The organism is Acinetobacter sp. ANC 4779, assembly GCF_004331055.1.
Lineage (GTDB): Bacteria > Pseudomonadota > Gammaproteobacteria > Pseudomonadales > Moraxellaceae > Acinetobacter.
The window spans coordinates 1-21,091 of sequence record NZ_SJNU01000005.1 but is presented as its reverse complement, the minus strand read 5'-3'; the positions used below and the strand labels follow the sequence as shown (position 1 = coordinate 21,091).

Sequence of the window (21,091 nt, the reverse complement as noted above, 5' to 3'; positions counted from 1 at the left end):
ATGCTTAAAAAGCCTAGCTTTCATCAGCTAGGCTTTTTAACAATTTATTAACTAAAGCTTTCTTTCAAATAAATTACTTGTTCAGCGCTTCACTTTATTATTCTTTATTCCATAAACGATCAACTACGCCAAATGTCTTGAATATTTTCGCACGGCGTTTCGGATGAATATTGGCTTTATTTAAATCGCCCTCGTAATGATCAAATACGCGTTGATCCATCATTTTAAACCATAGTGATGGGATTAAAGCCGGCAATAACATGGTTGCATAACCACTTGGCAATTCAGGTGCTTCATCAAAGTTACGTAGCGCCTGGAATGGACGTGTAGGATAGGCATGATGATCTGAATGACGCTGTAACTGGTACAAAAACAAATTGGTCGTAATATTATTATTATTCCAGCTATGCTCCGGCATGGTACGCGCATAAGAACCATCAGATTTTTTATCGCGCATTAAACCGTAATGCTCAATGTAGTTAATCACCTCAAATAAGCTTACTCCATAAAAAGCCTGTGTCGCCAAATATGGAATCACATCCTTACCAAATAGTTTCAACATGGTGGCATGAAAACCCGCACTCATTGCCCAGCCTTGAAACAGTTCATTTTCCTTACTAAAGAAAGATAGACCTTTACGCTTTAAACGGTTTTTTTCAATTTCAACCGCTGATTTAAGACCGCCAAAGACCGTTCTTGGCCAAAACTCATAGAAGGTTTCCCCCATTTTAGAGGATGCCGGATCTTCAGGCGTTGCAGCACGTTTATGATGCCCATAAGGATGCTCAATACGAAAATGGTTATAAAACAATGGCATTAACGTGGCATGAGAAAGATAGTGATCTTTTTTATTCGGTCGATGTGACAACTCATGAGCGGTATTTACCCCAATACCATTAATTGCGCCCATGGAAATTCCTAACAGAATCTGATCGAGCAAAGAAGTTTGTTTACGGCTCACCACATAGCCTGCAAATACGTTGGCTGCCATTTGTAAAGGAATAAACAATTTCACAATACGGTCGTAATAGGGATCGTTCACTAACGATTTCACTTGCTCATCATTCGGGTTGTTATTGTCTTTACCTACAATTGAATCGATACTGGGAATAATCACGTGCAGTAATAAGGGACCACCCAGCGCAAATATTTTTTTCGTCGCTTTCGGACCAAACTGATAGCCGGCCAAAATACCCATACCAATGACAGGTAAACCCGGGCTTAATAACCACCAATAGCGTTTTTTATCGAGTGCTAAACCTGAAGCAGTGGGCAGGGTTTGAATTGTGGTGTGATTTAAATTTACTGGTGCATTCATGCTGACGTTCTTCCCTATTTTTTGTTCTAACGTTATATTTCTAGAAATGGGCCATCAAGAACAGTTTTAAACGTCCAAAAAAGCTATGCAAACGTCCTTGGCTTGTATAGACAATATTTGACCTAAAAACACATACTTGAGTAAATCAAGGTTTTTGATAATTTTTATTAGATGATGACAGAACGATAAGACATGGATGCTTTAAGTAAAATTTTTGATGATATTCATCTTAATAAATCTGAATATATTTATTTAAAACCGCAAGGTGACTGGGCCTATTTGTATCAGGAACAAGATGCCATGATTGGCTATGTGGTTCTGGTGGGCCATATGACGATTCAGCTTAATCCTCATACTCAACTACATGTTGAAACAGGTGATCTGGTTCTAATTCCCTCTGGACAAAATCATTCTTGCCACAGCAGTCATAAAAGCAACTTAGTTGAAACCTTGAATATCACCGAACTTTTTGATCAGAAAAGACAAGAAACCATCGAGTTTGGCAGTGCAAGCGGTGAGCCTGCCCTCATTTTAGCCATTCGTTGTCATATTGATACGATTATGGCGCGACCTTTATTGAATGCCCTGCCACCCTATATTCATATTCATCATATAACGGGTAGTACCGCACCGGAATGGCTGCAAATTGGCTTACATTTTTTGGCAGTTGAAGCCTATCAAATTCGGCCGGGTCGCGACAAAATTCTCGATCATCTGGTCAGTATTCTATTTATTGAATGTGTCCGTGACTACATTGCCCAGTTGCAGGATTCCAATAACTGGCTCAGAGCATTGGCGCATACCGAACTGGCGAATGCTCTGGCTGCGATTCACGGTAAACCGGAACAGGCCTGGACGGTTGAAAGTCTGGCGGAACAATGCTGTATGTCGCGCTCGAAATTTGCTCCTTTATTTAGCAATATTGTGGGTGAAACACCGTTGGCCTATTTACAGCAATATCGTTTCCGTTTGGCATCACAGCATTTACGCGAAGGGCAATTGTCGATTCAACAAATTGCCCATCGTGTTGGTTATTCTTCAGAAACGGCTTTTAGCCAAACCTTTAAACGACTTTTTGATTTGACCCCTAGCCAGTATCGGCAACAATTTCAGTAAATTATTCCGGGTTAGATAGGTTCACATCATTTAAGGTATTCAAAATCGCTTGAACAGGATCTTCGCTATTTCCTGCAAGCAATTTCTTGTGCATGGTAATGTGCTGCATGGCCTGAATTTGTGCAGTTTCAACATTCATCAGTTTTTCAATTTCAGCCGCCAAATTTTCTGGCGTTGCATCACTTTGAATCAATTCCCGAATAATTTTTTTACCTGCAATAATATTCGGTAAAGAGTAATAAGGAATTTTGATCAAGAATTTGATCACCACATACGTCAGCCAATTCAACTTATAAAATGTCACCATCGGACGGTGTAACAGCATCGCTTCTAAAGTGGCCGTACCTGAGGCCAAGGCCACAATATTTGAGGCATTCATGACCTGACGACCAATTTTCGATTCCGTATCTGTATTTTCCATCAAGCAAACTTTAGCGATAAAATCAGCAGGATAGTGTTGTAGCAATGCTTCAATCTGCTGCTTGCGTGCATCATTAATCGCAGGAATCAGAAATGTATATTCAGGGTGCTTATGACTAATTATTTGGGCTGCATCCAGTACCAACGGCCCCAGTCTTTCAATTTCACCCCGGCGGCTACCCGGTAAAAGTGCGATATGTTTATGTTCAACATTCAAGCCGAGTTCTTGCTTGGCTTCAATCAGTGGATTTGTGAGCGGCAGTTGACTTGCCAATGGATGACCGACAAACGCAGCAGGAACATCAAATTGTTTATAAAAAGCTTTTTCAAATGGAAATAAACACAGTACCAGATCTATGCTGGCTTTAATGCCATGTACCCGTCCCTGACGCCATGCCCAAACTGAAGGACTGACATATTGAACGGTTTTTATCGGTAAATTATGCTGTTTTAAGCTTTTAGATAAACGTAAATTAAAGTCTGGCGCATCAATACCGACAAACACATCAACCGGATCTTTAGTCCATGTCTCCACCAAGCCATCACGGACTGCGAAGAGCTTTTTAATATCTTTTAAGACTTCAACAATGCCCATGACCGATAAAATATCCATCGAATAATAGCTTTGGAAGCCTTCTGCAATCATTTGCGGCCCACCGATGCCTTCAAATTCGGCATCAATTCCTTGCTCACGAAAACTACGGATAAGTTTAGCGCCAAGCGTATCTCCAGACACCTCTCCAACTACGATACCGATTTTAAGCTTCCGATTTTGCAAGTGTTTATCCTCAAATTTTTTAAAGTTTAACATAGCTGATCTTTCAAATTAATCATGATAGTGGTGCAAAGCTATTTTTTCTCATCAGAAATAAAGCTTCAATCTTGCCTAATCAACGCCATTTTCTATTTCTTTTTTTAGAATAAGTAAATCAATAATCAAGACAACGACTTATATGAAAAAGTCATAACATATGCACGTTTTTTGATATTTGGCATATAACTATGTTTGGTCCACTCGAATTTATTTTAGCCGGTGTTTTGGTCGGTTTCTGTGTCGGAATTACGGGTGTTGGCGGTGGTTCATTAATGACCCCCATCCTGATTAGCCTATTTAGAATCGAGCCACACATTGCTATTGGAACAGACTTACTCTATGCCGCAATTTCTAAATTCTGCGGATCTTTAGTGCATGCAAAAAAAATGAATATTGTCTGGCCTATTGTGATCTGGCTTGCAGTGGGAAGTATTCCGGCCTCGCTTGCAACACATTGGGTTTTAGACAATTACCTGAGTCAATCAAGTAGCTATAAAGCTGTTTTGACCATGGTATTGGGCTTTATGTTGACCTTAACCGGGGTCTCAATCATGTTCCGCGGTCACATTGAACGCTTCTTTAACAAGTTCCGTAAAGATGAAGCTCTGGATATGACGCAAGATTTAGAAAAGGTCAATTTTCGGGCGAAAGACAAACGTGCTTATATTGTGATTATGGGTATTGTACTGGGTGTGTTTGTCACTCTTTCTTCAGTCGGTGCAGGTGCATTCGGCATTATGGCACTGGTGCTAATGTTCCCGAATTTACCGATGATTCGTATTATCGGTTCCGATGTGGTCCATGCCGTGCTTTTGACTTTAGTCGCAGGTCTTGGACACATGAGCTCGGGTAATGTAGATTTACATTTACTTGGATGGTTGTTAGTCGGTTCAATTCCTGCCATTGTGGTTGGAACTTTAATCAGCTCTCGCCTGCCAGAAAAAATTATCCGTAAGATTCTCGGGATTACCCTATTTGCATTAGGCATGAATTTCATACTTCATCCGGTAAAAGCAAAAGCTGTTGAAAAACCTGCAACTGCCATGATTTCAACTGTTGAAAATTTAAACCACGGTTAAACTATCTATTCGATTAATCTGTTTTTTTCACGGTTTTATTGGTGTTTTGTATAGCAACTCACTGGTTAAATCGTGTTATATTCGGGCTACTAAAAAAACTTTTGTATGATCAAACCAGTGACGGCAATGAATACACTACAGTCAAATCCTATTACCCAATCAGACATCGACAACGTGAATGTACAAAGCATTCAGCCTCTTGTAACTCCTGCTGAATTAAAAAAAGAGTTACCTTTGACTGAGCATGCCTATCAAACAGTCCTGAAAGGTCGTGAAACCATTCGCAATATCCTAGATGGTAAAGACAAACGTCTATTTGTGGTGATTGGTCCTTGCTCAATTCACGATACGGTTGCTGCACATGAATATGCAAATCGTCTAAAGGTTTTAAGCGAAAAAATTAAAGACACCCTGTATATCGTGATGCGAGTTTATTTTGAAAAACCGCGTACCACGGTAGGCTGGAAAGGTTTAATCAATGACCCTGACATGAATGACTCTTTCAACATTGAAAAAGGTCTTCGCATTGGTCGTCAGCTTTTGGTTGAACTGAATGAAAAAGGATTACCGTGTGCCACTGAAGCACTTGATCCTAACTCACCGCAGTACTACCAAGATTTAATTTCATGGTCAGCGATTGGTGCACGTACTACCGAAAGCCAGACACACCGTGAAATGTCTTCAGGCTTATCCTCACCTGTCGGCTTTAAAAATGGTACTGATGGCGGTTTAACAGTGGCTACCAATGCCATGCAATCGGTTAAACACGGTCACAGCTTCCTCGGTCTGAATGATCAAGGTCAGGTTTCTGTGATTCGTACCAGCGGTAATCCATATGGACACGTGGTACTTCGTGGTGGTAATGGCAAACCGAACTATGATGCAGGTTCTGTTGCAGAAGCTGAAAATGCTTTAGCGAAAGCCAAAGTGAGCAACAAAATCATGATTGATGCCAGTCATGCAAATTCAAACAAAGACCCGTACTTGCAACCGCTGGTATTGAAAAACATCACAGAACAAATTCTGGATGGCAACAAGTCGATTGTGGGCCTAATGGTTGAAAGTCATCTTAAAGGCGGTCGTCAAGATATTCCGGAAAATCTGGATGATCTTGAATACGGCAAATCAGTGACAGATGGCTGTATTGATTGGGAAACCACTGAAAAAGCCTTACTCGATATGCATGAAGCACTCAAAGACGTTTTATTAAATCGCTAAGAGATTTAAAACGCCATCTTGATTGATGGCGTTTCTACTTTAACCTTAGGAAAAGTTTTATCTTATGAATGAAATTGAAAATGCATTAAGCCATATCGAGAATTTCCAGTTTATTCACGAGCACCTATTCACCTCGGCTCAGCCCACTGCTGAACAGTTGAAACTGATTAAAGAATATGGCGTAACCACGATTGTGAATCTGGGATTGTCTGATGCAGAGCAGCATTTAGATCATGAAGATAAAATTTGTCTAAATTTAGGCTTGAATTATATTCAACTGCCGATTTCTGCAGAAACACCGTCTGATGACCAATGTTTACTGGTACTAGACATGCTGGCGCATTTAGTGCAAGAACGAATGGTCTGGGTGCATTGCAGCAAAAACTATCATGTCAGTAGTTTGATGTACTTATATCGTCAATACTATATGGAGATGGACATGCCTATGGCGCAGGAACTCATGCATAGCATTTGGGAACCGAATGAAACCTGGACCGGTCTCATTCATGCAGTAGCCTTACAACTGCAAGGTCGTAAAGCCACCAAAGAATTACAACAGTCGCTGATCCATCCAGATCATTTTGGCTGATGTGAAATTAAAACTGTTGCAGTCGATAAAATTCCTTCTTCACGTCCAGTAAAGCCTAATTTTTCTGTAGTTGTGGCTTTAACGCTAATTTGTGTGACATGCACATCCAGAACATCTGCAATACTTTGACGCATTTCCAGATTATTTTTTGCCAGTTTTGGACGCTCACATGCCACTGTAATATCAGCATTATTTAATACGTAACCACGATCCAAAATTAACTGATAAACATGTTTAAGCAATACCCGGCTGTCCGCTCCCTTAAATTTCGCATCGGTATCGGGGAAATGCTGTCCGATGTCGCCTAAAGCCAAAGCACCCAACAAAGCATCACATAGCGCGTGCAATACCACATCACCATCCGAATGTGCCTTTAAGCCCTGGGTATGTGGAATTTTAATCCCGGCCAAAGTTACAAAATTACCTTCTTCAAAGGCATGTACATCCATTCCCTGACCAATTCGAATTTGTGCGACCACTTTAAGCATCCTTAAGAAATAAATGATTGAAATGTTGTATTCACGCTTTCTATTTCGCTATAGTTACAGCAGCGCAACATAGTGAAATTATAAGCGATGATGCTGGTGAATACCGAAATTAATCTCATTAAAATATTAGGCACATTATTCAGTATTGGCTGTTTGTGCTCGACTGTAGCTCATGCTCAAAAAATTGACTGTTCTAACCCGAACACCTCGTCAATGAAAAAAATTTGTGCCGAAAATTTTGCCGAATCGCGAGAGAAATTAAGCAATCATTATATAACGGCTTTTTTGGTCAGTGATGCCCCGGTTCACTTATTGGAAGATACCCAGACTTTATGGTTTAAGCGTTTACAGCAATGTAAAAGTCTGGATTGTTATAAGCAACAATTTGAATTGCGTATTGATGACCTGAATTTTTATACCTCGTTAAATCAGAGTTTAACCAATCATTATTTAAAATTTGAAAATGGCAATATTGCCAGTCAACCCATACATTTACAGGTTCATCAACTTACCAAAGATAAAATTAAAATTGAAGGCATCGCCTACCGAAATCCAAACAATAAACTAGAAACACAAACTATTCCTTTCTTGGCTTATACAACACCCGATAAGAAAAGTGAAATCATGGATAACGAACATGATTGCAAATATCAGTTCGATTTTAATAAAGCAATTTTGTCGGTGAAAACTGAACAGAAAGGTTGTGAGCGTTTTGTGGGTGTCTATCGGATTTATGATTAATTTTTGATTAATTTTTGAATACATTCAGTGGTTTTGGAAATTGACTGTTAGCTAATTTTTTATTGCTTAACATACAGATTCATTTTTTTCTTGATCAAATCCAGAGCTTGTACATATTTGAAAGGTAAATCTGGAATGTTATATGCATTAATATTTTGCCAGAAAAACTCAAAACGATGCCCATAATCGTCTAATGTTTCATAACTCCACTGATCCTTTAAATTTTGATTTGAGGTATCACAAAAAATAAAGTACCACCTTTGATTGCTTATTTGGTGTGACCCCCAATCATAACAATGTTGTTCTTCCACAATGATCCCCGATTCTTCATACAATTCACGTATAGCGGCCTGAAAGATTGCTTCTGATTTCTCAATTGTACCTTTTACAAGTTGAATACCCGCTGTCGGATGTTTGAAAAGTAAAACTTCCAATATATGATTTTTTTCCCGAAGAATTACTGGACAAACTTTGCTCATGATCTTGCATTTCACGAAAATCTTTTGATAATCATATATAAGACTGGCAAAAAAATGCAACATATCACGTTGCACTTTTTAGTTTCTATGTAATTAAACCGGATGTTGTGAAGCAACTTGCTGACTAATCATCACTGCAGTCGCTGCGGATAATGTCCAGCCCAAATGACCATGCCCTGTATTATAAAAAACCCGCTCACGTTTTCCACGTCGAACAATTGGCATCATATTCGGCATCATCGGCCGTAAACCTGCCCAAGGCACTGCATTTTCCGTACTGATATCAAAATTTTTATTCACCCAATCGACCAAGGGCTGGATTCTGTCTGCGCGAATATCGCGGTTATAACCATTAAATTCTGCCGTTCCTGCAACGCGTAATCGATCTGCACCTAAACGTGAAGTCACAATTTTAGAGCTTTCATCCAGTAGGCTGACCCATGGAGCATTCTTGATGCTGTCTTCATTATTTAAATCTAGCGTAATGGAATAACCCTTGACTGGATATATATTGACTCGATCGCCCAGTAAATTTGCCAAGTGATAACTTCCCACCCCTCCACATACCACTACAGCATCCGCTTCCAATGATTCAACTAGCGCTGCATCTAACAGCATATTTTCATTACTGGCACGGTAAAGCACTGTGACCCCATTAGCATGATGTTTTACATCACTCACTTCCATACCAAACATATATTTCACACCATATTTTTCAGATGCCTCGGCAAGCCCCTTGGTAAATTTATGAATATCACCTGTGGCATCTCCGGGACAGTAAAAACCGCCATAATATTCACCCTTCAAACTTGGCTCTATGCTTTTAATTTCATCTGGTGTAATGGCAATGCGCTCTAGCCCCCCATTAATCAGCAGAGTATTCACCCGAGTCGCCACGTCGTAATCCAGTTTGCTATGGTAAAAATGCAGAATTCCGCGCTTTTCCAAATCAAACTGAATATTTTCCTGTTCAGCCACAGCAAATAAACGTTCACGGGCCAATAGCGCCATTTTCACAGTATCGCGAGTGTTGGCTTCATAATTTTTAATATTGCCCAGAAACTCCATTAACCAGCCATATTTATGCAAGTCAAATGAAGGATTGATTAACAACGGTGCATTTTTATTCGACATCCACTTGATACCTTTCAGTACCGTGGCTTTTTGATTCCAGACTTCTGCATTACAGGCAGAAAGCTGTCCACCATTGGCAAATGAGGTTTCCATGGCAGGATACAAATGTTTATCCATCACGGTAACTTTATAACCCAATTTCGCCAATTCATAAGCAGAGGTCACGCCAGTAATGCCTGCTCCAATCACAACGATATGACACATACGACTCTCCTTGGAAATGTACATACATTTCTTATGAGCCCCATCTGTCATTGATACCTGAGAGCTTCGATCATGACGTTAAAATCTTAACGCTGACCATCCCCTTCGGTGAGCATAGTTAATATGCTTCTCTCCAGATTTTTGAAATTATTACAGTCCTTTTGCCTGAGAGTTTCCGGGGTCGTTGCTCCTTCGGCGTGTCCACAGAAGAACATCTCTCCTGCAATAATTGCTTATATTAATATGAGCAAATTTTGTACCATTCGCGAGCATTAAATTCAATTATTTGTTAAACAGTGTTATTACAATAAAAATAAATATTTATTTCAATCACTTAAAATTAAAACCAATTTAATTTTATTTTTAACTTAGGCTATTTACTGATTAGATGCACTGTTTTGAACATTTAATCTATATTGCTTTTAGCACCAACTTAGCCATATGTTGTAATCGCAGATCGATCAACGGCTGCCCTACATTTGCATGAATGGGATAGGCCGCTGTATGCTGCGTTTTAACATATCCACATCGTTCATAGTATTGAATCAGTTCAGTTCTTGCATCGAGTACGAACATTTCATAATAGTTAAATGCTGGAAAAATTTCTAACGTCTTTTTTTCCGCATATTCTAAAATTTGTTTTCCAATACCCTGATTTTGCCAATCTGAAGCTACACAAAAAGTGCCTATTTCAATGCTATTTTGCTGAAAAGTTAAACCTATACATGCAACAATCTTAAATTTAAAATCTTCAATAATTTCAGCAACAGCTAAATAAAAATTCTGTTGCTCCAAAATATCCAATAACTGCTGTTGATTGATTCGATCTCCCGCGACAATATCCTGCTCACTGGTCCAACTAGAACCCGTATGCATGCGATAGGCCTGATTAAGTAAAAGTACTAAATGGTCAATATCACCTGTACTTGCTCATCTATATTGTAATTGATGCATTATTTTTCTAAATATTTGAATTTGAATAAAATATCATAAAGTATCATCCAACAAAATTCTATCCATAAAAAAACCAGACTTTAAGTCTGGTTTTTTTATCATTACAGTTCGTCGCCTTAACGAGTTACTTAGATTTAAATAGGTGCAAACGGCATAACCACATCAGCATTTTGTGCCCGATGACGCATGAAATGATCCATCAATACAATCGCAAACATGGCTTCAGCAATTGGTGTCGCACGAACACCGACACAAGGATCATGACGACCTTTGGTCAATACATCCGTATCTTCCCGGTCGATATTAATGGTTTTACCCGGCGTGGTAATACTTGCAGTGGGTTTCAGTGCAATCGCCACACGAATGGTTTGACCACTTGAAATACCACCGAGAATCCCACCGGCATGATTGGCCAGAAAACCGTCTGTGGTCAATTCATCCCGCGATTCATGACCAAACTGTTCAGCAACGCCAAAACCATCACCAATTTCAACGCCTTTAACTGCATTGATGCTCATCATGGCATGTGCAATATCAGCATCTAGACGATCAAATACCGGCTCACCCCAACCCACTGGAACATTTTCGGCAAGAATTTCAAGCTTCGCACCACAACTGGTACCCTGTTCACGCAGTGAAGTGACTAAAGCTTCAAAACGAGGTACAGCTTCAATATCACCACAGAAAAATGGATTGTTTGGAACTTCATTCCAATCCAGTGTATTGGCTTTTTCTGTACCAATTTGAGTCACGTGACCACGAATGTTAATACCAAACTTTTCAGCCAGATATTTTTTCGCAATTGCACCTGCCGCCACACGCATTGCAGTTTCACGCGCACTTGAGCGACCACCACCACGGTAATCACGGAAACCATACTTTTGGGTATAGGTATAATCGGCGTGACCCGGACGGAAAGTTTGTGCAATATTGCCATAATCTTTCGATTTTTGATCTGTATTACGAATCAATAAACCAATCGATGTCCCAGTGGTTTTACCTTCAAATACACCAGAAATAATTTCGACTTCATCCGGTTCTTTACGCTGTGTAGCGAATTTAGAGGTGCCTGGTTTGCGGCGGTCTAAATCTTTTTGTAAATCTGCTTCAGTCAGTTCGATCCCAGGCGGCACACCATCGACAATTGCCATCAGGCCAACGCCATGAGATTCACCACAAGTCGTTACACGGAACAGTTGCCCAATACTATTACCTGCCATGTTTACAACTCCTTATGCTTGAACAGATTGTACAAATAAATCACGATATTTGCGGCATTGCTCTGCTGTTAAAGCAAAAACACCCGAACCACCTTTTTGGAAAGTCAACCAATGGAAATCAACAGTATTAAAGTTTTGTTTCATAGCCCATTCAGAATTACCCACTTCAATGACAATCAAGCCATCTTCAGTCAAGTAATCTGCAGCTTGCGCCAGCATTTTACGCACTAGATCCAAACCGTCTTGACCGGCAGCAAGTGCTAGTTCTGGTTCATGTAAAAACTCTGCCGGCAAATCTGCCATATCTTCTGCATCGACATAGGGAGGATTCGACACGATTAAATCATATTGATTTTCAGCAGGAATTTTTGCAAATAAATCTGATTCCAACAATGCAACCTGATACTGCATATTGTGATGTTCAGCGTTAATCGAAGCCACTTCTAAAGCTTCTTTCGAAATATCGGTCGCATCCACTTCAGATTCTGGGAAGGCATATGCCAAGGCTATCGCAATACAGCCCGAACCGGTACACATGTCTAAAATACGGCGTGGCATTTTAGGATTTGGATTTTCAGGAAGATTGTTTAAAGCTTCACGTACTGAGCCGTTTTCATCTAGGCAGTACGGTGCAAAACGTTGATTAATCAATTCTGCAATCGGTGAACGCGGAATAAGCACACGTTCATCTACGTAATAAGGTTTATCGCAGAAATATGCAAGATTCAACAAATATGAAGTGGGCACTTTTTCATTGATACGACGTTCAAGTAAACTGATAAATTCAGCTTTTTCACTTGGCAGTAATTTCGCATCTAGAATTTCCGGATTGGCGCTCCAGTCCAATGCCAATGTTTGCAATACTAAAGCCGAGCTTTCTGCAAAAAAGTCTTCAGTACCTTGACCTAAGTGTGCATCGTATTGACGTAGAGCTGAAACACCAAAACGGATAAAATCACGAATGGTGGTTAGGTTTTCAGCGGCTTCCTGTAAATGTTCAGGGCTAATAGTCAGTTGATCCACTTAAGGCGTCTCCAAGGTCAAATTTTTTAAAGCGCCTTATGATACCTTGTTTTAGCGGTTTTTTATAATGTTTCAATCAGCTTCAAAACAATTATCTATAGGCTAATTGCTTGGTTTGATAATAGTAAGCTCGCTCCATTGTCATTTCTAATACGCATTTTGCTTGTCGAAGCTCTATCGATGCAGAGGTTACATTGTAATAGCATTGTTGATTAAGACGGCTTTCCCAGAGTTGATGTTGTTGCTTCACACTGCTTTGACTATCCCCACTATTTTTTAAATAATTTTTATAGTATTTGTTTAAAAGTTTTCCCTGTGTTTTTAACTCTTTATCCACACAATTTTTGACTGTAGCAGTTTGACCATAAGAGGTGTTTAAACATTGGTTATATTGGTCAGAATATCCCTGTGCTAAAACCGAGCTTGAACCCAGAGCAGCCGCACTAAAAATCACTGGCAACAAAAATCGCATAATATTCCCCTGTCTTAAATGACTCAATTTTAAATACTATTGTTTTGTTTATTCAGAGATATTACAACAATCATGTATAAATTCCTATAACACGGCAGTTTAAGCCCGTAGCCGATAAAAAACTTCCTTACCATTACACATTGAATCTGCGCCAAATGCCCTTATATAGTTTCTATTCTTTTTCTAAATATTTATTGTTATGAGCTACAAACACAATAATTTAATGGCAATGCGCCAAAACTATTGGAATGACACAGATTCAGTCCAAGTTGAAAGCGAGAAACAGTTCTTTCAGCAAACTTTAATTGAACATGATATCTATACATCTCCATCAGAAGATGATGCCAAATATCTGTTCTTTAGCCTACCCAGTATTATCATCGTCAAAGGTTATGCTTTAGGCTTTAAACATGACAGCGTTCAAGCCATGATTTTTAAACATATTCACGATAATAAAACCGTATTGAAGCAAAAAAGTGACATTAAAATTCAGTTCCGTATGTAAATATTTATACCCATAAATGCTTATTTCATGTGCTCAAATTTCCTTAAAGTCCAATAAAGTGTTGTGACCAATTGATCTTACTCAGGTGAAAAACACCCACCTCCTACAAGACTCACGCTTTTTATTGATAAATAAATTAAATATTAAGCATATTAAGGCGCTGTACCGCAGGTTGAACTTTTTTAATACGTGAATACGCGGTAATATCCGCTACAATAAACTATTCTGCGACTTGCTGATTAAAGGATTTTGTTTAATGTCAGATCAGAACGATAAGCTTAAACAACTCAAAACTTCCTCTATGGATCGACGCTTATCTATCGCTAAAGCTTCATTACTAGCAGGAACACGTTGGGCTGCCTCTAGCGCGACTACCATGTTTTCCAATGAAGCTGATAAAGACAAGAAACGTAAAAAAGCCATGAAAGAACAGGCCAATTATCTTGTTTCAGAAATTGGAAAACTGAAAGGTTCTATCGTTAAGATTGGGCAAATGATGGCGCTGTATGGTGAACATTTTTTACCTGAAGAAATTACTCAAGCGCTGAATACTTTAAATAATCAAACCATTGCTCTTGCATGGCCCGCAATTAAAGAACATTTAGAACAACAATTGGGTACCAAACTCAATGATTTAACCATTGATCATGAACCACTCGGCACCGCATCGTTAGCGCAAGTCCATCGTGCTACGCGTAAATCAGATGGTTTGGAAATTGTCCTTAAAATTCAATATCCAGGTGTAGCCGCTGCCATTGATTCGGATATGAGTCTATTTAGAAATATGCTCAAATTAACCCGTATGGTGCCGCAAACACGTGAATTTGATCAATGGTTTGATGAAGTTCGCGAAATGATGCATCGTGAAGTCGATTATGGTATTGAAGCGGCAACAACACGTCGTTTTGCCGAGCGCTTAAAAGATGATCCGCGCTATATCGTTCCTCAAATTGTTGATGAATATTGTACCGATCAAATTCTGTGCATGACTTTTGAACGCGGTGTCCCGATCAATAGCCCTGTCATGCTCTCTCTACCTCAAGAACGTCGTAATCAAATCGGGGAAGCTTCACTCGAGATTGCAGTACGGGAAATATTTGAATGGGGTGAAATGCAGACCGATCCAAATTTTGGTAATTATTTGGTTCGTTTGGGAAATGGTCAAGACAGCCAAGATAAAATTGTCCTGTTAGATTTTGGAGCGATTCGTCAATTTGATGAGCACTTGCTGAGTGTTGCACGCAATTTAATCCAAGCAGGTTATCATCACGATAGTGATGAAATGGTTCGTGCCATGACCGGCTATGAATTCTTTGATTCAATTCCGCAAAACATTAAACCTGATATGGCAAAAGTGTTTTTACTCGCCACTGAAGCCTTTAGCACAACAGCAAATAATCCTGACTTGCCTGAAGGCGTTATGGATGAGCAGCAACGCTACGATTGGAAAAAAAGCCAATTGCATAGTCGTGTAATGCAACGTGCCTCAAAATCGATGGCATCGCGTTATTTCAGTGTCCCACCGAAAGAATTTATGTTTATTAGCCGTAAATTCATTGGCGCATATACCTTTATGACCGTGATCGATGCAAAAACCAATGTGCGCCAAATGGTCACAAAATTTTTATAATCATTGCTGACTAGGATGACATTATTGTCATTCTAGTCAATCTTTACTTTCCGACCCGCTTTTATAACAATTAAAAATAAATATTATTCAATTATTTAATAAATTTAGAATTCATTTTAAACCGTTCATCCAAGTCAATTTAAACTGTCAGTCACGACATAGTTATTTCGATCTTGCCATGTCAGCATAAAAATATAAAGAATCGAAAATTGATGGACAATAACAATGACCAATATGGTAAATAAAGCACAAGGATTTGGGCTATCACTGATCACTAAAATTGCCGGTAGCGAGGTTCTTGATCAATTCAAACTACGTAAATTTATTGAAAAATCTTTATATCAGGGTTCAAAAATCGGTTTTAAAACATTAAGTAAAACTCAAAAGGTATTTAAGGCAGATTCACATGTCAGCAAGCAACGCTTACCGAATCAACACAAATCATTATTTGACTTAAGCCTGACCGAAGAACAACAAATGACCTGCGATGTGATGGATCATTTTGCATCAGAAGTGCTTTATCCATTGGCAAATCAAGCTGACCAAGATGAAAAGTTTCCCGTGGCACTATGGCAACATGCAACAGACTTGGGACTAAACGACTACGCACTTCCCGAATCTCTGGGTGGTGTAGCAACTGAAAAAAATATTCTCAGTAACATCTTAATCGCTGAACATTTAGCCAAAGGGGATTTCAGTTTAACGGCAGGCTTACTTTCAACATTTAGTGTGATAAATGCAATCACCCAATGGGGTTCGGAAAAAATTCAGTCCACCTATTTGCCTGGTTTTGCAAATGATCCAGATATTCACGCGACATTTGCGGTACAAGAAGCAACCGCTGCATTCAATCCTTTCAAGCTAAAAACCAAAGCGAATTCAATGGATGGGAAATACACCCTTCATGGAGAAAAAACTTTAGTTTTATTGGGGGAAACTGCCGATCTATTTCTGGTAAATGCTGAACTGAATGGCTCGCCCGAAGTGTTCATCGTAAAACGCGACAGCAGTATTACCGCAAAAAAAAGTTCAGCAATGGGCCTAAAAGCTGCTGAAACTGTAACCTTACACTTCAATCATAGCCCTGCTGAATTATTAGGTGATGATGACTTTAATTATTCTACTTTTTTAGATTTAGGCAATTTAATGTGGTGTGCGATGGCTGTGGGAACCTGTGAAACAGTAAAATCTTACTGTATTCAATATGCCAATGAACGTACAGCTTTTGGCGAACCTATTTCACATCGCCAAAGTGTGGCTTTCATGATTGCAGATATGGCGATTGAAATTGATGCCATGCGTATGTTGATTCTAAATGCTGCCAGTCTGGCTGAGGCTGGCCAGCCTTTTCATCGTGAAGCCTATCTAGCGCGTTTACTTTGCGCCGAGAAATCCATGAAAATTGGCACCGATGGTGTGCAAATTCTGGGTGGTCACGGATTTACCAAGGAACATCCAGTTGAGCGTTGGTATCGTGATTTACGTGCTACAGCGATCTTACATTCAGGCTTACATGCTTAATCTGTAAAATAAGGAATTAATGCAGATGAATTTACAAAATCCTAAAAAATTTAAAATGTTGATCGATCAAGCTCATGAATCGGCTTTAAATGTATTACGCCCTATTTCACGTAAATATGACAAAGCCGAACACAGCTATCCCAAGGAACTCGACATGTTTGCCTCACTCATTGATGGTATGAATGAGGGTGGAGAAGGCATCAATGCCGGAGCCGCTGTCGGAAAACGTGGCAACACAGAGGTCGGAAATAAAAATGGCGTCAATATGTCTACGGTACTTGGAGTGATCGAGATGTGCTATGGAGATACGGGATTATTGCTGAGCATGCCACGTCAAGGTTTAGGAAATTCTGCCATTGCAGCGGTTGCAAATGACGAGCAACTGGATCGATTTAAAGGAACATGGGCGGCAATGGCGATTACTGAACCCAGCTGCGGATCAGACTCTGCTGCCATTCGTACTACAGCTACAAAAGACGGTGATGATTACATCTTAAATGGCGAAAAGATTTTCGTAACTTCTGGTGAGCGTGCAGACTCTGTTGTGGTCTGGGCAACTTTGGATAAAAAACTTGGACGTGCCGCCATTAAGTCCTTTGTCGTTCCAAAAGGAATAGCTGGCATGAAAGTAGAACGTCTGGAGCATAAATTGGGGATCAAAGCATCCGACACGGCTGCCATCAGCTTTATTAACTGCCGGGTGCCTGCAGAAAATTTGCTGGGTCATACTGGAATTGATGTTGCCAAAGGTTTCGCAGGTGTAATGGAAACTTTTGACAATACTCGTCCTTTAGTTGCTGCAATGGCGGTCGGTTGTGCAAAAGCCTCTTTAGAAAGAATTAAGCAAATTTTTAAAGATCAATTAGATGAAAATTATGCTACTCCTTATTTGCAAACCTCTTATATTGCAGCACAAATTTATCGGATGGAAGCAGAATGGGAAGCGGCTCGCTTACTGACCATGAAAGCAGCTTGGATGGCAGATAATAAAAAGCCCAACTCACGTGAAGCTTCCATTTCCAAAGCAAAAGCTGGAAAAATGTGTAATAAAATCACCTTAAAATGCGTGGAACTTGCTGCAAGTGTGGGGTATAACGAAGAGGAATTATTGGAAAAATGGGCGCGTGACTCGAAAATCCTCGATATTTTTGAAGGCACCCAACAAATACAGCAACTGATTATCGCCCGTCGTGAATTGGGCAAGAGCTCAACTGAATTAAAATAAGTTTTATACATTTTCTTTGTATAAAAAACGCATAAGAGATGGATTTTTATTAGGTATAAGGTTATAAAAATCCATCTATTTTTTTTATTTCTATATTTAAGTTTATGTATCAAGTTAGGCCTATTCAAGCACAAGATAATGCTGCAATTGCACGTATCATTCGCGAAGTTTCCCAAGAATTTGGACTTGCTCCTGAATCAGGTTTTGCTGTAGCTGATCCAATTTTAGATAATTTATACACAGTTTATCATCAACCTAATGCTCAATATTGGGTGATTGAAAATGATCAGGGAGAAATTTTGGGTGGCGGTGGTTTATCTCCTTTAAAAGGTGATCCCTCGATTCTGGAAATTCAAAAAATGTATTTTTTACCTGAAGCTCGAGGCTTAGGATTTGCCAAGCATCTGCTGGAAAAAGCTTTTCAGTTTACTTTACAGCATGGTTTCCAATCTTGTTATTTAGAAACCACCAAAGAACTTTGGCAAGCAGTTAAGCTTTATGAAAAATTGGGTTTTAAGTATTTAAATCATCCCAAAGGTAACACTGGACATAGTCATGCATGTGAAATCTGGATGGAAAAAAGATTGTAATTTTTGGATATTTTTAAACATCTCTTCGCTCTAAAATAATACTTTTTTAAATTGAGATTTGTTCTATCAATTTATTTTATTAATATCTGATGTGAGCATTTGCTTACATGGAAAGTATTTATTGACGCCTATGCTACAGCCATTATTAGTCTTAAAATAAAAATATCAGGAAGCAGGATGTTTCCATAATAAAAACAATAAACGATGTAAGCAGGATGCATAAAGGTAAAACAGGAGTTATTCCTTGTAACTAATATGAATAAGCCCCGTCACGATGATGGGGCTTATTTTTGTCACGAATTTTCAAACCTTAACAAGAATAAGCCAAAATCTGTACAGCTTCATTAGTTCAGCTTGTTAATGTTGATCTTTCAATAAGTAATTCAGGATCACTAAAATGACTAAGAAAGCCTTATTTATTACTTCCAATGTGGGCGTAGAACAAGATGAGCTGATTAAACCGTCTGAATATTTACAATCAAAAGGTATTGAAGTGATTCATGCCGCAGAAGAACAAAAGGATGTTCAAACTGTTAAGAGTGATAAGGAACCTGCAACCGCTTATACTCCGCAAACAACTTTATCTAAAGTCTCTCCAGAAGATTATGATATTTTGGTTATCCCTGGAGGAACAGTTAATGCAGACACTTTACGTTTAAATGAAGATGCTCATAAAATTATTCAGCACTTTACAGATAATGCAAAACCGATTGCTGCCATTTGTCATGGACCGTGGGTATTAATTAATGCTGAAAGAATTAAAGACAAAAATTTAACTTCTTATAAGAGTATAAAACTAGATTTAGAAAATGCGGGAGCTAACTGGGTGGATGAAGAAGTTCATCGTTGCAATACTAATAATTGGCCATTAATTACATCGCGAAGCCCAGATGATATTTCGGCTTTTAACCAAGCCATTGTGCAAGAATTGAGTAATTAATAAAAGCTAAAACCAAGCGTCCCATTAATATAATCGGACGCTTGGTTTAAAGATGAAAATATTAAATTATTGACTGATTAATTTATAAAAATGCTTCATAAATCATTTGAATAATAGTAAACATCCACTATTGACTCGTTTTACCTAGACCACTAGCATAACTCCAATAAAATTTACTTTGGGTTTTTATCCTTGTTGATGACGTGCCATTTATATAATTTACGTTCAAAATTATCTGATATTAATTTTTTTACATTTAAATCAACAGCTATCGCCATAACTGTTCTAGCTTTTACCGGCTGTACATCTTTCAGTGGAGGTTCAGTGGCTAAACGATCTGCTAAATTATCCACGGGCATACAAAAAGCATATGCTGTTGCGCCAGATACTGCGAATCGTGTATCTCCAATGATTATTCAAAGTGCAGAAAAATATGCGGTGGATCCCTTACTATTAGCCGCTATGATTAGACAAGAATCTAGTTATAGAAACTATGCTATTTCACCAGCGGGTGCTGTGGGGCTAACTCAAGTAATTCCGCGTTACTGGCAACAGATATGTCCAGGTGATTTAAGTGATGAATATCATAATATTAATTGTGGAACGTATATTCTAGCCTCCTATAACGATAAAACGGGAAGTTGGCCTAAAGCGCTTGCTTATTACAATGTTGGACCTACAGGCTATAATTCTAATCTTAAGATGAAGAAACAAGGGGAAAAATATGCCCGACAAGTTAAACAACATCACACTACCTTAAAAGATGCTTTATAAATTAATCGAAATCCTCCTATCAAATTAGATTGGAGGTAATTCTGCCTACTCATTTGATCTCTTGTGTAATAAACAAAAACTTCCCATAACTTTTATTAGCAAAAAAGTACCCCCTTGCTTTCAAACTTCGTTTGATGGGAGTAACTAGCTTGAAGTTTTCATATCCATCGAATCTATCACTAGCAATTCATAATGTGTATGCTCACTTCACCACTCGACTCCCATAAATAAAGCAAGATCCAAGACTGAAATTTCAAGTTTATTGGCTTTCTGAAAATCTATTGCTTTCCGGTCATAACACAAGCTTATACGGCTTATTGGACTCTCCTATACTTGAATCCATATAAATATAGTGATCGGTAAGATGATCATGCAATTTCAGCACTTTATTTTGAACATAAAAAACCCCCTCAATCTTAAGATTAAGGGGGGTTTTCAGGAATAATGAGCTGGCGATGACTTACTCTCACATGGGTAACCCCACACTACCATCAGCGCAAAGAGGTTTCACTTCTGAGTTCGGGAAGGGATCAGGTGGTTCACTCTTGCTATTGTCGCCAGCACAACTGTTTATGGATACTTGCCTCGGTCTTAGCTGCACTTTTTAAGTGTATGCCTGGGCTTTTTCCAAATCTTG

Annotated in this window: 21 protein-coding genes, 1 rRNA gene and 1 riboswitch; of the genes, 12 read left to right on the top strand and 10 right to left on the bottom strand. The window is 39.0% G+C overall.

Features of this window, described 5'->3' with window-relative positions; translation table 11 throughout:
- Nucleotides 1-97 precede the first annotated feature (97 nt).
- Complete coding sequence (locus E0H80_RS07275; RefSeq protein WP_131364514.1) at nucleotides 98-1,318, bottom strand: alkane 1-monooxygenase; 1,221 nt, start codon at nucleotides 1,316-1,318, stop codon at nucleotides 98-100.
- Nucleotides 1,319-1,510: 192 nt separating this feature from the next.
- Here E0H80_RS07275 and E0H80_RS07270 point away from each other — a divergent pair, with 192 nt between their 5' ends.
- Nucleotides 1,511-2,434, top strand: a complete 924-nt coding sequence (locus E0H80_RS07270) for an AraC family transcriptional regulator (RefSeq protein WP_131364513.1) — start codon at nucleotides 1,511-1,513, stop codon at nucleotides 2,432-2,434.
- Between the two features lies 1 nt (nucleotide 2,435).
- Here the strand turns inward: E0H80_RS07270 and lpxB are convergent, their stop codons facing one another.
- Nucleotides 2,436-3,632: a lipid-A-disaccharide synthase gene (gene lpxB, locus E0H80_RS07265; RefSeq protein ID WP_131364511.1), complete on the bottom strand. Its 1,197-nt coding sequence runs from the start codon at nucleotides 3,630-3,632 to the stop codon at nucleotides 2,436-2,438.
- 224 nt (nucleotides 3,633-3,856) lie between these two features.
- Here lpxB and E0H80_RS07260 point away from each other — a divergent pair, with 224 nt between their 5' ends.
- The 3 genes from E0H80_RS07260 (at nucleotide 3,857) to E0H80_RS07250 (ending at nucleotide 6,554) form a co-directional block, all read left to right on the top strand.
- The gene (locus tag E0H80_RS07260; protein WP_131364509.1) at nucleotides 3,857-4,747 is read left to right on the top strand and encodes a sulfite exporter TauE/SafE family protein; all 891 of its coding nucleotides are present in this window, start codon (nucleotides 3,857-3,859) and stop codon (nucleotides 4,745-4,747) included.
- Nucleotides 4,748-4,873: 126 nt separating this feature from the next.
- On the top strand, nucleotides 4,874-5,965 hold the full coding sequence (locus tag E0H80_RS07255; RefSeq protein WP_131364508.1) for a 3-deoxy-7-phosphoheptulonate synthase: 1,092 nt from the start codon (nucleotides 4,874-4,876) through the stop codon (nucleotides 5,963-5,965).
- A gap of 64 nt (nucleotides 5,966-6,029) precedes the next feature.
- Nucleotides 6,030-6,554, top strand: coding sequence for a protein tyrosine phosphatase family protein (locus tag E0H80_RS07250; RefSeq protein ID WP_131364506.1), 525 nt, complete (start codon nucleotides 6,030-6,032; stop codon nucleotides 6,552-6,554).
- Here E0H80_RS07250 and ispF read toward each other — a convergent pair.
- On the bottom strand, nucleotides 6,542-7,033 hold the full coding sequence (gene ispF / locus E0H80_RS07245) for a 2-C-methyl-D-erythritol 2,4-cyclodiphosphate synthase (protein WP_131364504.1): 492 nt from the start codon (nucleotides 7,031-7,033) through the stop codon (nucleotides 6,542-6,544). The genes E0H80_RS07250 and ispF overlap by 13 nt on opposite strands.
- Nucleotides 7,034-7,132: 99 nt before the next feature.
- Here ispF and E0H80_RS07240 point away from each other — a divergent pair, with 99 nt between their 5' ends.
- Nucleotides 7,133-7,783 (top strand): hypothetical protein, encoded by a 651-nt coding sequence (locus E0H80_RS07240; protein WP_131364837.1) that lies wholly within the window; start codon nucleotides 7,133-7,135, stop codon nucleotides 7,781-7,783.
- 59 nt (nucleotides 7,784-7,842) lie between these two features.
- On the opposite strand, the gene E0H80_RS07235 is transcribed toward E0H80_RS07240, so the two are convergent.
- The 6 genes from E0H80_RS07235 to E0H80_RS07210 all read right to left on the bottom strand — a co-directional run bounded on the left by E0H80_RS07235 (nucleotide 7,843) and on the right by E0H80_RS07210 (nucleotide 13,269).
- Nucleotides 7,843-8,337 carry an NUDIX domain-containing protein gene (locus E0H80_RS07235; protein ID WP_131364502.1) on the bottom strand — a complete coding sequence of 165 codons (495 nt, stop codon included), beginning with the start codon at nucleotides 8,335-8,337 and terminating at the stop codon, nucleotides 7,843-7,845.
- Nucleotides 8,338-8,355: 18 nt separating this feature from the next.
- Nucleotides 8,356-9,600 (bottom strand): D-amino acid dehydrogenase, encoded by a 1,245-nt coding sequence (locus E0H80_RS07230; RefSeq protein WP_131364500.1) that lies wholly within the window; start codon nucleotides 9,598-9,600, stop codon nucleotides 8,356-8,358.
- A gap of 143 nt (nucleotides 9,601-9,743) precedes the next feature.
- Nucleotides 9,744-9,833, bottom strand: a riboswitch (glycine riboswitch).
- Nucleotides 9,834-10,011: 178 nt separating this feature from the next.
- Entirely contained in the window at nucleotides 10,012-10,476 is a 465-nt protein-coding gene (locus E0H80_RS07225; RefSeq protein ID WP_131364498.1) for a GNAT family N-acetyltransferase, read from the bottom strand.
- 212 nt (nucleotides 10,477-10,688) lie between these two features.
- Nucleotides 10,689-11,774, bottom strand: a complete 1,086-nt coding sequence (gene aroC, locus E0H80_RS07220) for a chorismate synthase (RefSeq protein WP_131364496.1) — start codon at nucleotides 11,772-11,774, stop codon at nucleotides 10,689-10,691.
- Nucleotides 11,775-11,786: 12 nt separating this feature from the next.
- A complete protein-coding gene (prmB, locus tag E0H80_RS07215; RefSeq protein ID WP_131364494.1) occupies nucleotides 11,787-12,797 on the bottom strand; it encodes a 50S ribosomal protein L3 N(5)-glutamine methyltransferase in 1,011 nt (336 codons plus the stop codon).
- Between the two features lie 91 nt (nucleotides 12,798-12,888).
- On the bottom strand, nucleotides 12,889-13,269 hold the full coding sequence (locus tag E0H80_RS07210; RefSeq protein WP_131364492.1) for a lysozyme inhibitor LprI family protein: 381 nt from the start codon (nucleotides 13,267-13,269) through the stop codon (nucleotides 12,889-12,891).
- Nucleotides 13,270-13,468: 199 nt separating this feature from the next.
- Between E0H80_RS07210 and E0H80_RS07205 the strand changes: the two genes are divergently transcribed.
- The 7 genes from E0H80_RS07205 to E0H80_RS07175 all read left to right on the top strand — a co-directional run bounded on the left by E0H80_RS07205 (nucleotide 13,469) and on the right by E0H80_RS07175 (nucleotide 20,454).
- On the top strand, nucleotides 13,469-13,774 hold the full coding sequence (locus E0H80_RS07205) for a hypothetical protein (protein ID WP_131364490.1): 306 nt from the start codon (nucleotides 13,469-13,471) through the stop codon (nucleotides 13,772-13,774).
- 256 nt (nucleotides 13,775-14,030) lie between these two features.
- Nucleotides 14,031-15,404 carry an ABC1 kinase family protein gene (locus tag E0H80_RS07200; RefSeq protein WP_131364488.1) on the top strand — a complete coding sequence of 458 codons (1,374 nt, stop codon included), beginning with the start codon at nucleotides 14,031-14,033 and terminating at the stop codon, nucleotides 15,402-15,404.
- A gap of 225 nt (nucleotides 15,405-15,629) precedes the next feature.
- The gene (locus tag E0H80_RS07195; RefSeq protein ID WP_131364486.1) at nucleotides 15,630-16,925 is read left to right on the top strand and encodes an acyl-CoA dehydrogenase family protein; all 1,296 of its coding nucleotides are present in this window, start codon (nucleotides 15,630-15,632) and stop codon (nucleotides 16,923-16,925) included.
- 25 nt (nucleotides 16,926-16,950) lie between these two features.
- Complete coding sequence (locus E0H80_RS07190; RefSeq protein ID WP_131364484.1) at nucleotides 16,951-18,150, top strand: acyl-CoA dehydrogenase family protein; 1,200 nt, start codon at nucleotides 16,951-16,953, stop codon at nucleotides 18,148-18,150.
- 104 nt (nucleotides 18,151-18,254) lie between these two features.
- Entirely contained in the window at nucleotides 18,255-18,740 is a 486-nt protein-coding gene (locus tag E0H80_RS07185; protein WP_131364482.1) for a GNAT family N-acetyltransferase, read from the top strand.
- A gap of 397 nt (nucleotides 18,741-19,137) precedes the next feature.
- Nucleotides 19,138-19,680 carry a type 1 glutamine amidotransferase domain-containing protein gene (locus E0H80_RS07180; RefSeq protein WP_067867406.1) on the top strand — a complete coding sequence of 181 codons (543 nt, stop codon included), beginning with the start codon at nucleotides 19,138-19,140 and terminating at the stop codon, nucleotides 19,678-19,680.
- 198 nt (nucleotides 19,681-19,878) lie between these two features.
- Nucleotides 19,879-20,454 carry a lytic transglycosylase domain-containing protein gene (locus E0H80_RS07175; protein WP_131364835.1) on the top strand — a complete coding sequence of 192 codons (576 nt, stop codon included), beginning with the start codon at nucleotides 19,879-19,881 and terminating at the stop codon, nucleotides 20,452-20,454.
- Nucleotides 20,455-20,901: 447 nt separating this feature from the next.
- Here E0H80_RS07175 and rrf read toward each other — a convergent pair.
- Nucleotides 20,902-21,016 (bottom strand): 5S ribosomal RNA (gene rrf, locus E0H80_RS07170).
- Nucleotides 21,017-21,091: the final 75 nt, after the last annotated feature.

Bases quoted from the DNA above. Each gene is read 5' to 3' on its own strand.
- E0H80_RS07210 (WP_131364492.1), bottom strand. From the start codon at position 13,269: ATGCGATTTTTGTTGCCAGTGATTTTTAGTGCGGCTGCTCTGGGTTCA.
- E0H80_RS07195 (WP_131364486.1), top strand. From the start codon at position 15,630: ATGACCAATATGGTAAATAAAGCACAAGGATTTGGGCTATCACTGATC.
- E0H80_RS07205 (WP_131364490.1), top strand. From the start codon at position 13,469: ATGAGCTACAAACACAATAATTTAATGGCAATGCGCCAAAACTATTGG.
- E0H80_RS07255 (WP_131364508.1), top strand. From the start codon at position 4,874: ATGAATACACTACAGTCAAATCCTATTACCCAATCAGACATCGACAAC.
- E0H80_RS07175 (WP_131364835.1), top strand. From the start codon at position 19,879: ATGACGTGCCATTTATATAATTTACGTTCAAAATTATCTGATATTAAT.
- E0H80_RS07230 (WP_131364500.1), bottom strand. From the start codon at position 9,600: ATGTGTCATATCGTTGTGATTGGAGCAGGCATTACTGGCGTGACCTCT.
- E0H80_RS07250 (WP_131364506.1), top strand. From the start codon at position 6,030: ATGAATGAAATTGAAAATGCATTAAGCCATATCGAGAATTTCCAGTTT.
- E0H80_RS07190 (WP_131364484.1), top strand. From the start codon at position 16,951: ATGAATTTACAAAATCCTAAAAAATTTAAAATGTTGATCGATCAAGCT.
- E0H80_RS07240 (WP_131364837.1), top strand. From the start codon at position 7,133: ATGCTGGTGAATACCGAAATTAATCTCATTAAAATATTAGGCACATTA.
- E0H80_RS07180 (WP_067867406.1), top strand. From the start codon at position 19,138: ATGACTAAGAAAGCCTTATTTATTACTTCCAATGTGGGCGTAGAACAA.
- E0H80_RS07225 (WP_131364498.1), bottom strand. From the start codon at position 10,476: ATGCATACGGGTTCTAGTTGGACCAGTGAGCAGGATATTGTCGCGGGA.
- E0H80_RS07185 (WP_131364482.1), top strand. From the start codon at position 18,255: ATGTATCAAGTTAGGCCTATTCAAGCACAAGATAATGCTGCAATTGCA.
- E0H80_RS07270 (WP_131364513.1), top strand. From the start codon at position 1,511: ATGGATGCTTTAAGTAAAATTTTTGATGATATTCATCTTAATAAATCT.
- E0H80_RS07260 (WP_131364509.1), top strand. From the start codon at position 3,857: ATGTTTGGTCCACTCGAATTTATTTTAGCCGGTGTTTTGGTCGGTTTC.
- aroC (WP_131364496.1), bottom strand. From the start codon at position 11,774: ATGGCAGGTAATAGTATTGGGCAACTGTTCCGTGTAACGACTTGTGGT.
- E0H80_RS07275 (WP_131364514.1), bottom strand. From the start codon at position 1,318: ATGAATGCACCAGTAAATTTAAATCACACCACAATTCAAACCCTGCCC.
- E0H80_RS07200 (WP_131364488.1), top strand. From the start codon at position 14,031: ATGTCAGATCAGAACGATAAGCTTAAACAACTCAAAACTTCCTCTATG.